This is a genomic window from Acidobacteriota bacterium, assembly GCA_034211275.1.
In the GTDB taxonomy this organism is placed as follows: Bacteria; Acidobacteriota; Thermoanaerobaculia; order Multivoradales; family JAHZIX01; genus JAGQSE01.
Map to the genome: position 1 here is coordinate 1 of JAXHTF010000199.1, position 12,336 is coordinate 12,336.

The 12,336-nt window shown below is 68.4% G+C and carries 9 protein-coding genes; 4 read left to right on the forward strand and 5 right to left on the reverse strand.

What is annotated here, in order from left to right; translation table 11 throughout:
* Together SX243_21495 and SX243_21500 are read right to left on the reverse strand one after the other, a co-directional pair.
* Positions 1-636: glycosyltransferase family 39 protein (locus SX243_21495; GenBank protein MDY7095559.1), on the reverse strand; the 636-nt coding region annotated here is incomplete at its 3' end.
* Between the two features lie 247 nt (positions 637-883).
* Positions 884-1,153, reverse strand: coding sequence for an RNA-binding protein (locus SX243_21500; GenBank protein ID MDY7095560.1), 270 nt, complete (start codon positions 1,151-1,153; stop codon positions 884-886).
* Between the two features lie 351 nt (positions 1,154-1,504).
* On the opposite strand from SX243_21500, the gene uvrA reads away from it, so the two are divergent.
* The 3 genes from uvrA (at position 1,505) to SX243_21515 (ending at position 7,836) form a co-directional block, all read left to right on the forward strand.
* Positions 1,505-4,441: an excinuclease ABC subunit UvrA gene (uvrA, locus tag SX243_21505; protein ID MDY7095561.1), complete on the forward strand. Its 2,937-nt coding sequence runs from the start codon at positions 1,505-1,507 to the stop codon at positions 4,439-4,441.
* Positions 4,442-4,574: 133 nt separating this feature from the next.
* Positions 4,575-5,936 (forward strand): RDD family protein, encoded by a 1,362-nt coding sequence (locus tag SX243_21510; GenBank protein MDY7095562.1) that lies wholly within the window; start codon positions 4,575-4,577, stop codon positions 5,934-5,936.
* Positions 5,917-7,836 (forward strand): hypothetical protein, encoded by a 1,920-nt coding sequence (locus SX243_21515; GenBank protein ID MDY7095563.1) that lies wholly within the window; start codon positions 5,917-5,919, stop codon positions 7,834-7,836. Before SX243_21510 ends, SX243_21515 begins: the two co-directional genes overlap by 20 nt.
* Here SX243_21515 and SX243_21520 read toward each other — a convergent pair.
* Positions 7,833-9,584 (reverse strand): glycosyltransferase 87 family protein, encoded by a 1,752-nt coding sequence (locus SX243_21520; protein MDY7095564.1) that lies wholly within the window; start codon positions 9,582-9,584, stop codon positions 7,833-7,835. The genes SX243_21515 and SX243_21520 overlap by 4 nt on opposite strands.
* 153 nt (positions 9,585-9,737) lie before the next feature.
* On the opposite strand from SX243_21520, the gene SX243_21525 reads away from it, so the two are divergent.
* Positions 9,738-10,691 carry a right-handed parallel beta-helix repeat-containing protein gene (locus tag SX243_21525; protein ID MDY7095565.1) on the forward strand — a complete coding sequence of 318 codons (954 nt, stop codon included), beginning with the start codon at positions 9,738-9,740 and terminating at the stop codon, positions 10,689-10,691.
* A gap of 170 nt (positions 10,692-10,861) precedes the next feature.
* On the opposite strand, the gene SX243_21530 is transcribed toward SX243_21525, so the two are convergent.
* Both SX243_21530 and SX243_21535 read right to left on the reverse strand, forming a co-directional pair.
* Positions 10,862-11,965 carry a HAMP domain-containing sensor histidine kinase gene (locus SX243_21530; protein MDY7095566.1) on the reverse strand — a complete coding sequence of 368 codons (1,104 nt, stop codon included), beginning with the start codon at positions 11,963-11,965 and terminating at the stop codon, positions 10,862-10,864.
* Positions 11,966-11,999: 34 nt separating this feature from the next.
* On the reverse strand, positions 12,000-12,336 hold a 337-nt coding region (locus SX243_21535; protein MDY7095567.1), incomplete at its 5' end, for a winged helix-turn-helix domain-containing protein.

Below are 12,336 nucleotides of genomic sequence, written 5' to 3' on the forward strand. Positions count from 1 at the left end.
CTCGACGGTAGGGAAGAGCAGCAGTCCCAGGAGCAGCCCGGTGCCGGTGGCGAGAACCCAATGGCCGCTGCGCCGGTTGCGCAGCCACTCCAGCGTCGCCAGGACACCGCAGGAGATCAGCACGGGAGCCGCCACCGCTCCCAGGTAGGCGGTGGCGATGCAGGCTCCATAGGCGGCGTAGCGGGCCCAGGCCTGGCGCTCCCGGAGGGCGAGGAATAGGAGCAGCACGGCCAGCAGCATGACCGCGGCGTAGGGCCGCCCCTCGCGCGAGTAGTAGACGTGGAGGGGCGAAACTGCCAGCAGCACCGCCGCCACCACTGCCACCCGGCGGCTGCCGCTGGCGGCCCAGGTCACCAGGAAGAGGAGGGCGACGGTGATCACCCCCAGCACGGCGGGCACCACCCGCACACCCACCTCACCGTCGAAGAGCTTCAGTCCCAGGAGCTGGCCGGCGTAGTAGAGGGAGCCGTTCTCGCGATCCACCGACACGCCGGCCAGCCAGCCGTGCCAGGGTTCGTGGGCGGCGTCCCGGGCTTTTTCCAGGTGCAGGATCTCGTCGAGCCACAGTGATGGCTCACCGAGCCCGTCGAAGCGCAGGAAGGCGGCGACGGCGAGCACGGTCAGGAGGGCCGCCAACCAGAGGCGGCGTCGGGGGGGCGTGGAAGGGGGGTCCAGCGTTGAGGCAGGCACTGGAGGACTGTATCGGAGAAGTCGGGGAGGACCAACAGCGCGACAGGTTTTTCAGCCGGCGCCGAGCAAGTCCCGACGCCCAGAAAGGCAACAACCCGTCGGCTCCAGGGAAACTCCCGGATCCAGGCGGGTTGTGGCATGCGCCGAGGGCGAAGCCTCGGCGTGGGTGCTCAGCGAGCGTTGCCGGTGTCGATCACCAGCCGCCGCGATGCGAGCGAGGCTCCCGGGGGCGGGCTTCGTTGACCGTCAACACCCGACCGCCGACCTCCTTCTGATGGAGGTTCTCGATGGCCTCTTCGGCGCCGTCACTCATCTCGACGAAGCCGAAGCCGCGGGGGCGACCGGTCTCGCGATCCGAAATCAAGCTCACCGAAACCACCTCACCGTACTCACCGAAGATCTCGCGAAGCTCGTCCTCGGTGCTGCTATAAGGCAGGTTGCCGACGTAAATCCTCTTACTCATTCTTTCCTACTCCGTACCCGTCCCCTATCGAGGCGAGCGAAACGTTGGACTCTCTCGATCTTGAGGGATCGAGACTACTACTGACAATCTGGGGAGCCCGGGTCCAACGGGGGATTCCACTGCAAACTCGGGAAGGGAGAGCGTCGAAACAGGAAGGGACAGGTTCGAACAGGTTCCACTTCTGGCGGGGATCTCAACAACCGCTATGGCAGGGCGCCTCCAAGATTCTTGGTGATTTTAGCATGAGCGGGGTTGGGGGCCAAATGGAGGAGGTTTGGCGGCTCTGGACACTCGACTCCAACGCGATAGACTCCCACGCCGGCCGTTTACCGCGACGGCTGACCCAAAGCCATGCCCAAGACTTCCTCTCAGTCCAAGAAACGAACTAAGAAGGTGGCCGCCGGAGGTCCAGCCGAGAGACCGGCCATCGTGGTCACCGGGGCCCGCACCCACAATCTGAAGAACGTCGACTGCCGCATTCCCCACGGGGCGCTGACGGTGGTTACCGGGCCGTCCGGGGCGGGGAAGTCATCGTTGGCCTTCGACACCGTCTTCGCCGAGGGGCAGCGGCGCTTCGTCGAGTCCATGTCGACCTACGCCCGGCAGTTTCTCGACCAGATGGAACGGCCGCCGGTGGAGTCGGTGGACAATGTGTTGCCGCCGGTGGCGCTGGAGGCGTCCAACAGCATCAAGAACGCCCGCTCCACCGTCGGCACCATCACTGAGACTCACGACGTCCTACGGCTGCTCTTCACTCACCTGGGAGAGGTGCTCTGTCCGCAGGGTCACGGCCCCGCCCGCAGCTACAGCCCGGAGGAGGCGGCGGGGCTGTTGGCCCAGGGAGCAGTGGGGGAGCGTTTCCTGCTGGTGGCGCGGGTGCGGCGGCCGAAGAAGGACGCCAACCGCTCTCTGGACGAGCTCATCCGCCAGGGCTTCGGCCGCCGGCTGGAGGAGGGGGGCGAAGACGGCGAGGACGAGGTAGTGCGCCTGGAACCTGGCGGGCGCTGGCTGAAGAAGCACGACCCGCTGCCGTTGGTGCTGGGCCGTTTCAAGGCCAGCGGTGACGAGCCGGGGATGCAGCTGACCCACGCCGTGGAGGAAGGCTACCGCCTGGGGGAGGGACGGTTGGAGGCCCGGGGCCTGGACGGCACCGTGCGCTACTACTCTCGGGAAGTGATGTGCTCGGTGTGCGGCGACAGCTTCCGCCGCCCGACGCCGCCGCTCTTTTCCTTCAACTCGCCCCTGGGGGCCTGCGACGAATGCCAGGGCTTCGGCCGGGTGGTGGGTATCGACGCCGAGCGGGTGATTCCGGATCCCCGGCGCAGTCTGCGGGAGCGGCCCATCGCGCCGTGGAACACCCCCGCCTACGAGAACCGCTACGAGCGCCTGCTGGCCGCTGCCGAGGAGCGCGGCATCGACCTCGACACGCCCTGGCAGGACCTGCCGGAGAAAGATCGCCGCTGGGTGTGGAGCGGCAAGGGCAAATTCCCCAGCCTGGACAAATTCTTCGCCTGGCTCGAGCGCAAGACCTACCGCGTCCACGTGCGGGTGCTGCTGGCCCGCTATCGCTCCTACACCCCCTGCGAGGCCTGCGGCGGCACCCGGCTGCAGCCCGAGGCGCTGCGGGTCGAGGTCCAGGAGCGGACGCTGCCCCAGCTCACCGCTCTGAGCATCGAGGATATGCGCCGTTGGCTGCAGGAGCAGCAATGGAGCGAACGCCAGCGGGAGGTGGCGGGGCACCTCATCGAGGCGCTGACGGAGCGCATCGAGGTGCTCCACCGGGTGGGGCTGGACTATCTGACCCTGGACCGCCAGGCGCGCACTCTTTCCGGTGGTGAGGCCCAGCGTATTCATCTCGCCGCGTCCCTGGGCTCGGGGCTCACCAGCACCCTCTACGTCCTCGACGAGCCCACCATCGGGCTGCACCCCACGGATAGCGCCAAGCTGCTGGCGCTGCTCCAAGATCTGGCGGGGCGGGGCAATACGGTGCTGGTGGTGGAGCACGAGCGCACCCTCATTCTGGGCGCCGATCACGTCATCGATCTGGGGCCGGCGGCGGGGGAGCACGGTGGCCGGGTGATGGCCGCCGGCACGCCGGGGGAGATCCTCGCCGCCGAGGATTCCCTCACCGGCCGCTATCTGCGCCAGCGTCCGGTGACCCCGGCGCGGGAGCATCTGGCCCGCTTCCGCCGGGAGCAGGGCCTGCCAGCGGCGGCCGCGGAGGTGGAGGGGCGGCCGCGGATCGCCATCCGCGGGGCTCGGGCTCACAATCTGCGCGACATCGACGTGGAGTTTCCCCTCGCCTCCATGGTGGCGGTGGTGGGGGTCTCCGGCTCGGGCAAGTCGACCTTGATGGAGAACGTTCTCCACGGCACCTACCAGCGCTCCCAGGGAGTGGTGGACGTGGAGCCCGGGGAGTGCGACGCCCTGGAGGGGCTGGAGCCGCTGGCGGACTTGGTGATGGTGGACCAGCGGCCCCTGGGGCGCTCCAGCCGCTCCAATCCGGTGACCTACGTCAAGGCCTACGACGAGATTCGCAAGCTCTTCGCCGCCACGCCGGTGGCCAAGCAGCGGGGCATCCAGGCGGGGCATTTCTCGTTCAATATCGACCGCGGCCGGTGCCCGGCGTGCAAGGGCACCGGAGTCACCGAGGTGGACATGCAGTTCATGGCGGCGGTGAGCGTCACCTGCGAGCAATGTCAGGGACGGCGTTTCAAACCCGAGGTGCTGGCGGTGCGGGTGGACGGCCGCAACATCGCCGAAGTGTTGGAGCTGACGGTGGACGAGGCGTTGGAGGCCTTCGCCGATCGCAAGCGCCTATGCCGCCGGCTGCAGGTGTTGGTGGACGTCGGGCTGGGCTATTTGCGCCTGGGGCAGCCCACCTCCACCCTCTCCGGCGGCGAGGCCCAGCGGCTCAAGCTGGCCAGCTTCCTCGACCGGCCGAAGAAGGACGCACCGCGACTCTTCCTCTTCGACGAGCCCACCACCGGCCTGCACCTGTCGGATATCGATCTGCTCTACCAGACGCTGCGGCGGCTGGTGCAGCGGGGCGACGGCGTGGTGGTGGTGGAGCACAGCATGGATTTGGTGGCGCGCTCCGATTGGGTGGTGGATTTGGGGCCCGGCGGTGGCCGCCACGGCGGTGAGTTGCTCTTCTCCGGGCCGTTGCAGAGCTATCTGGACCATGCCCGGGGCCCTTCCGCCGATGAGCTGCGGCGGCATCTGGCGTGGCCGTCGCCGGCGGAGGCTACGGTAGGCGCCTCGGAGTCTTCGCGAGATTCGAGCTAGGGCACTGCCGATGGGGTGATGCAAGAGGCGGTCAAAGTGCCCTCGTGATATCGTTGAAGGAGTGCCTTCGGTAATCCAGGGGATTCTCAAGCAATGAGGAGGGACGGCGATTTCTGAGCAGAGGAAGTTCATTCTGAGCTCTAAGTCCGGTTCGTTCGAGCTCGGGCAGGGAGAGTTGCTGTTGGGCCGCAGCCGGAGCTGCCAGCTGGTGCTTCCGGATCCCAGCATCAGCCGCAGCCATGTGCTCCTCATCGTGGAGGGGAACGAGGTCCAGGTGAAGGATCTGGACTCGAGCAATGGAACCTACGTCAACGGCAAGCTGATCCAGGAAGAGACCGTGCTCGAGGTGGGGGACCGGCTGACGGTGGGGGAGACGGAGCTCAAGCTGGAGGATCTGGACGCTTCCTCCACCGCCGCCGCGACCCCTTCGCCGGTGTTGCTTCCCAAGCTGGATCTGCCCGCGGAGGGCCCCACCCGCACCGCCGCCGGCGTGGGCTTGCTGCCGGACGACGACGACTTCGGCCGCGAGGTGATTCAGGAGGCCTTCCGGCGGCTGGCGCCGCAGGAGGATCAGGACGAGCCGGAGGAGGACGAGGGCGAAGGCACCAGCATTGGTCTGCCCGTCGTGGCAGAACAACCCCCGGCGGAACAGCCGCCGGCGTCCCCAGATCAGTCCTCCGGGAAGTCTCCCGAAAAAGCGGCCTCGGAAAACGTGACCGCCAGCTCCGGAGTTCTGCGGGAGCCTTCTTTCAGCCAGGTCTCCCCGGCGGAGGCCGGGTTCGAGACGCCCTCGGAAGCTCCCCCGAGCTCTCTGGAGCAGTCCCCGAAGCAATCCCCGAAGCAGCCGCCAAAACAGCCCGCGAAACAGTCCTCGGCGGCGGCCTCGGCGCCGCCCTCGAAGGGCCAAGCCCCGGAGCCCCAGGCGGAAGCCGGCGCCGGGGGAGAGCTGTTGCCGTCTCTGGACGACCTGGATGATCTGGGCTCGATGCCGCCGCGCCCGTCGGAAGCACCGGGCGCTGCTCAGTCCGGGGGCTCCGCGACGGCTCCCCGCAAACCGGTCACCACCGCTGCCGCGAGCAAGCCGCGGGGAGACTTTCCGCCGGCGGCGGGCTTCTGGGTCCGCGCCGGCGCCGGCTTCCTCGACTGGATGCTCATCCTGGTGGTCTCCGGCGCCGTATCGCTCCTCGGCGGTGGCCCTTGGCAGGCCCAGGGGAGCACTCTCTTCTCCGCCTCCGCCTTCGCCCTGGCGGTGTTGGTGCCGGTCTTCGGCTGGAGCATCTGGGGCACTACCCCGGGCAAGCGGCTGTTCAGCCTCTACGTGCTCAGCGTCGACCACAGCTCGACCATCGGCGTCGGCCGGGCTCTCCTGCGCTTCGCCGGCTATTTCGTCAGCCTGCTGGCCCTGGGGGTCGGTTTTCTGATGATCGGTTTCACCGGCGCGCGCCGCGGCCTTCACGACGTCATCGCTGGAACTTATGTGGCGCGCCGGGACTAGAACTCTCTTCCTGCTCATTCTCCTGTCGATCGGAGGCCCGGGATGCACCGAGCCCTCCCCTTCGGAGAATGCTCACCTGCAGCCCACCGCCGTGGCGGTGGAGCTGCCCGGGGTCGATGAGGCCTGCGCTAGTGAGCTCTTTGCCGCCGCCCGGCGGGGGTTGGAGACCGAGAGCCCGGTGACCACCGAGGCGGCGGCGCTGGGCTCCTGTGGCACCGAGGCGCCGCGGAACGAGCCGGGAGGGTCGGTTGACGGAGGCAGCGGAGCCGGGCAGCCGGAAGCGGAAGTGGCCTGGGATCTCCTGCTGAGCCTCGGCCGGCGAGACGCTACGGCCCTGGTGGCCCGCGGCACCGGATCGCTGCTCCCGGGGGCGTTGGACCAGGCGGTGGAGGATCTGCGCCGCCGCTCCCCGGGGGCCGGGAAACTCGGTACCGGCTTGAAGCTGGACGTGGTGGCGGCGCGGGTGGTGGGGACCTTCGATTCCCGCGGCCGGGCGGACCTGGACCGCAACCTGCATGGGCTGTGGTTGCCCGGCGCCGGCGTGCTGCTGTTGCCGGAAGAGCTCACCGCCCGCAGGCTGGTGAACGGCAAGGTGGATCTGCGCACAGACCGGCTCCAGGCCTACCTCCAGGAGGGGGGTCGGCCGCTGCAGAAGATCGAGGGCAATCCCGGTGCCGCCGGTGAACCCTACTCTCGGGTCGCCTTCAGCAGCTTCTATCAAGACGCCACCGGCGAGGCCGCCGTGGCGCTCTTCCGCGGCAATCGTCTGCTTCCCGACACCGGTGCCGAAGCGTTGCTGCAGGCCGCCGTTCTCGGGGGCGAGTATTTGGTGGCCCACCAGCAGCCCGGCGGCCGCTTCGACTACCTCTACGAAACCAAGCGGGACGAGCTGGACGACGATTACAACCTGCTGCGCCACGCCGGCACCTGCTACTCCCTCTTCGAGCTCTACGACGTCACCGGCGACCGGCGCTTCCTGGAGGCGGGGGATCGGGGACTGACCTGGCTTCGCCAGCATCTGCGGGAGCCCAAGGCGGAGCACGCCGACGCCGACTTCCTGGCGCTGGTGTCGCCGGGGGAGGAGGCCAAGCTAGGCGGCGCGGCGCTGACGGTGCTGGCGATGCTGCGCTACCAGCAGGCCACCGGCGACGCCAAGCACCTACCCACCATGCGGCAGCTGGCCCGCTTCATGGTCTTCATGCAGGGCGACGAAGGGCGCTTCGAGTCCAAGTATTTCTACGGCAAGCCGGACCCCGAGCCCTTCGAGTCCATTTACTACCCCGGCGAGGCGGTGCTGGCGCTGGCGCGGCTGTCGCGGGTGGACGACTCCGGCCCCTGGCTGGAAACCTCCATGGACGGCGCCGGCTGGCTGATGGGAGTGCGGGATCTGGGCAAGAGCGTCGATCAGCTGCCCCACGACCACTGGCTGCTCATGGGGTTGGAGGAGCTCTACGACCTCAGCGACGAGGGTCGCACCTTCTACCTCCACGCCCGGCGCATCGCCGAGGGCATCCTGCGGTCCCAGCGGCAGCGGGCGAGCTTCCCGGATTGGATCGGCAGCTATTACACGCCGCCCCGTTCCACCCCCACCGCCACCCGCTCGGAGGCCTTGGTGGCCATGACCCGCCTGGCCCGCCGCACCGGCGACGACCCCCGACGCTACCTCGAGGCCCTGGAGCGCTCCGCCGCCTTCCAGCTGCGGACCCAGCTGCGGGACGAAAGCGTCCTCTATCTGCCGCGGCCGGACCGCTCCCTGGGAGGTTTTCGCCGCAGCCTGGATGATTGGGAAGTGCGCATCGACTACGTGCAGCACAATGTGTCGGCGCTGCTGGGGCTGCGCTCGCTGCTGCTGTCTCAGTCCGACCGGCCGGCCTCGATCTCTGAAACACCGGCGCCTTAGTTCTGAGGTCCGGCCTCCCTCCGCGTCTCGTCCCCCGGTTTCGACCTTCCGTCCGTCACCAGATATCCCAATAGCAGAGTCAGCAGGAAGACCAGCAGCAGCAGGTTGAGCCACCAATAGGCGGCGTAGCGGTCGGGGACGCGCTGGGAGTAGAGGTAGAAGCCGGCGAAGACCGCTACCTGGCCGGCGCTGACCCAGCGCTGGAGCTCTCTCGGTCGTTCTTCGGAGCCTTCCGGCCCCGCCCGCTGCCCGAGCAGCGGCAGCATCGCCAGGTAAGACCAGTAGTAGCGGGAGCTGACGGTGAGGCTGAAGAAGGGCACCAAGCCCAGGAGCTGGCCGTCGGCGGAGCGCCGGCGGCGGATCACCCACAACCACAGGCCCAGGAGCGCCGCGGTGGAGAGGGCGACCAGGCCTTCCCGCCCCCGGTGCGCCTCCCGGCGCTCAGAGATGGAGGTTTCTTCCAGGGGCTGGTCCAGATCCCGGGTGAAGAGGTGCTCGAGGCCCACCCGGCGTTGGCCGAAGACGTGCTCGTGGGAATGGTGTTCGATGATGCGGGCGAAGTCGAGCCAGGCGGCGGGTCCCCGAGGGGTCAGGCTGCCCAGGCCCAGGCCGACGACTCCAAAGAGCACGTAGGCGGCGAGGAAGCGGCGGTGGAAGACCGTGGGCCGTTGTCCGTGGCGCCACCAGGCCCAGGCCAGGGGTAGCACGCCGGCGGCCACGAAGACTACCGGGAAGACGCGGGCGAGGGCGGCGTAGGCCATCCCCGCGGCGGCGGCCACCGGTTGCCGCCGGGGGTACCAGCAAAAGCCCAGCACGAAGGCGGAGAACCAATCGTATTGGAGGAAGCCGCCCACCAACCGCCCGAGATTGACCGGCGAGAGAGCGAAGAGGAGCAGTACCAGGGCCAGCGCCCGGGTGCCGAAGGTGCGCTTCACCAGGGCCAAGGCCGCCGCCAACAGGAGCAGGTCGAGGGCCAGCAGGAGTTTGTAGGTGAGCAGGTGCCGGGCCGGCAGCAGCTTCGTCAGGACGGCGCCGAGGAAGGTCCAGAACGGGGTGGCGTTGTAGCCGCGGTCGGTGAAGACGTTGCGGAAGCTGCCGGCGGGCATGCCGTCGGCGAGGATCGCCACGTCCGCCCGGAAGGCGCTCCATCGCTCCGGGCTGAAGGCCTCCAGCGGCCGGTACTCCGCCAGCTCCTCCTCCCGGGGTTCCACCCGGTAGGTCTCCAGGTCCCGAACCCGGTCGATGCTGCGCCAGACGCCGGCGCCTTCGCCGTCGGTGCCTTCACTGTCGGCGACTAGGGCGGCGCGGTAGAGGTCGTGGTAGCCGAGCTCGTCGTAGTACTCCGCCCCCAGGTAGTAGTGGAAGACGTTCCAGCTGCGCACCCAATCGGTGGTGGTGAAGCGCACCAGGTCGGGGCCCGCGGCCTGGGTCAGGCAGGCGACGGCGAGGCCCAGCAGCAGCCGGGTGCGCAGACGCTCGCTAGCGCCTCCGGGGAGGCGGCGGGGGAGCAACACCACCAGCGCCAGCACGGCGAGGGTGAGGCTGAGCTCGATGCGGCCGGATTGGGCCCCGGCGTACCAGGCGGCGACGGCCCAGAGCAGCAGATCCAGCTGGCGCAGGGGCCAGAGGAGGCGGGAGCCGCGGCGGGTCCGCTGAGCGGGCTCGGTCTCCGGTGTGCCGCTGGGTGGGGTTCCAGTGCCTGGAGCTCCAGATACCGGCGGCGGAGAGGGTTCGTGCTGAGATGTCATGGTTCGTTCATCATCACTTGTCGACAATGTGTTGTAACAGACATTCGAACGGGGGTGACGAGGTCCTTCCGCCAACGGACGGGCCCTCCAGCAGCGAGCGGGCATCGACGCTCCCCACGGCCTTCGAAATTTACGACCCAGGAGAACACGATCATGTCGACTTTCCGCTCTTTCCGCTCCGCCTTCACCCTAGCCCTCGTGGCTTTGTCGATCTTCGCCGCCGGTTCCGCCGCTGCCATGGATGCGGTGGTGCCTACCGACTTCGCCACCATCTCCGCGGCCATCGCCGGCGCCACCGACGTCGACCTCAACGGTACCGTGGATATCTTGGTGATGGACGGCACTTATACCGAAGACCTGGTCATCAGCCGTTCCAACCTGGTGCTCATGGGCGCCTCCGCGGATATGACGGTGATCCAGGGCAGTGGCCTGGTCAACACCCTGCGCATCGCCAGCGCTGACAACGTGACGGTGCAAGGGGTGACCCTCACCGGGGCCGTGACCGCCAACGTGGTGTCCTTGTTCAACGCCTCTAACTGCACCATTCAGCAGAGCATCATCGAGAACGGCAACACCGGCGTGTCCCTGCGCGCCACCACCGCCACCACCATCGCCGACAATGAGCTGCGGGGCAATCGCAGCGCCATCAAGGTGCGGGAATCTTCCGGCAACACCGTCAGCGGCAACGACATTCACGACCAGGTCAAGCACGGCATCGTGGTGCGCCTCGCCGATGACAACTTCCTGGATCTCAACATCCTGACCGCCAACGCCGGCCACGGGATCCGGGTGCGGGACGCCGTGGGCACCATCATCTCCGGCAATACGGTGACCACTTCCGGCCGCCAGGGCATGCGGGTGCGCCAGTCCACCGGCACCACCATCACCGGCAACACCTCGTCCTCCAACGGCCGCAACGGGCTGCGCATGCGCGATACCCAGGGTTCGTTGGTGAGCATGAACATCTTGACCCTCAATCAGGAGTTCGGTGTGCGCCGCCGGGACTGGATCGACGACGACTTCGACGCTGCCGTCGACGGCGTGCAGGATCCCTCCGGTGACAACGACCTCAGCGGCAACGTGTTGGGTGAGCTGCGCGAGGATTGATCTAGCTCCCGCGGGCGCCGTTCCTCTGAGGACGGTGCTCCAATGGCAGGGCCGGTGAGTCAACGCCTCGCCGGCCCTGCCGTTGAGCTGGGAAAGGCCAATCAAGCCGTCAGGCTGGGAGAGACCAGTCAAGCCGCAAGGCTGAGAAGGGCAAGGGGATGCAATCAAGTCTAGGCACCAACGATGGTTTCTCGGGGCTGGGCCGCCGACTCCAAGGCCGGCAGGGTGAAGAGGAAGCGGCTGCCGCCTTGCTCCCGAAGCTCGGCCTCCAGGCTACCGCCGTGGCTCAGGGCCACTCGCTGGACCAGGCTCAGTCCCAAGCTAGCGCCGCCGCTGGCATCGCCGCTGGCGGGCTCTCCCGGCTCGAAGTAGCTGAACATCTCCTCGCCGGCGGTGCGGGACTTGTCGCCCGAGGTGCCCGGCTGGACACCGGGGCCGCCGTCCTCCACCACCACGGTGGCCAGCTGGGCGCTGTGGCGCAGGCTCACTCTCACCGTGCCGCCCCGGGGGGTGAAGCGCACCGCGTTGTCGCACAGCTTGAACAAGGCCAGATACAACCGCGGCCGGTCGCCGGCCACCGTCACCTCCCCTCCCAGCTCCCGTTCCAGGGTCTGGGCCTTGAACTCCGCCGCCGGCAGGACGATCTCCAATGCCTCCTCAAGCAACGGGATCAGGGGGATGGGCCGCTGTTCAAGGGGCGGGCTCGACGCAGGAGTGCCCCGGCTCAACACCAGCAGCCCTTCTACCAACAACCAAATACGGTCGATCTCCCGTAATGTCTGGAGTAGGTGCCGTTGGAGGTTGGGGTCCGGCTTGCCGTTCAGGGCGGCGACACGGCGTTGGGCCAGCTCGAGGTAGGCGCGGGCGGCGGCCAGGGGGTTGCGCAGCTCGTGGGAGGCAGCGAGGGAAAAGCGCTGCATGCGCTGATGCTCGGTCTCCAGCCGTTGGGCCAAGCGTTCCACCGCCTCGACGATGGCGCGCAGCTCGGGGACCTGTTCCGTCGGCGGCGTACCGCGGAAGCCGGCTTGCTCCCAGCGCTCCAGAGCCGCTTCCAGCCGGAGGTGAGAGCGTGAGCCATGGCGGCGCACCAGCAGGGCGACGGCGAGGACGGCGGGGATCGATCCCAGGGCCAGGGCCACCAGGGCGCTGGCGGGCCAGCCAGCCCAGGCAGCAAAGATGAGCAACCACGACCACAGAAGCCCCAGAGCGACACCGGCCGCGGGGAGTCGGGCGCCGCGGAGTCGGCGACCGGGGGGGCGCTTCCGGGAGTCCATCAGAACCTTTCCTCGGGGACGACGGGAGAGTCCCTCATGGCGATGTCCGCGCCGTTTCGGGCGGCGCGTCCTCAGGCTCCCGCAGCTGATAGCCGGCTCCCTTGATGGTGTGGATGAGGTCGCCGCCGCCGGCTTTCTCCAGCCGCTTGCGGAGCCGATAGACGGTGACGTCGACGAGATTCGACATGGAGTCGAAGCTGGCGTCCCAGACGTGCTCGGAAAGATCGATGCGGGAGACCACCTCGCCCTTGCGCAGGAGCAGATATTCGAGCAGGGCGAATTCCTTGGCGGGGAGCCGGACCGCCTGGTCCTCGATGCGCACGGTCTGCCCGGGGCGGTCCATGCGCAGGGGGCCGGCCCGCAGCTCGGTG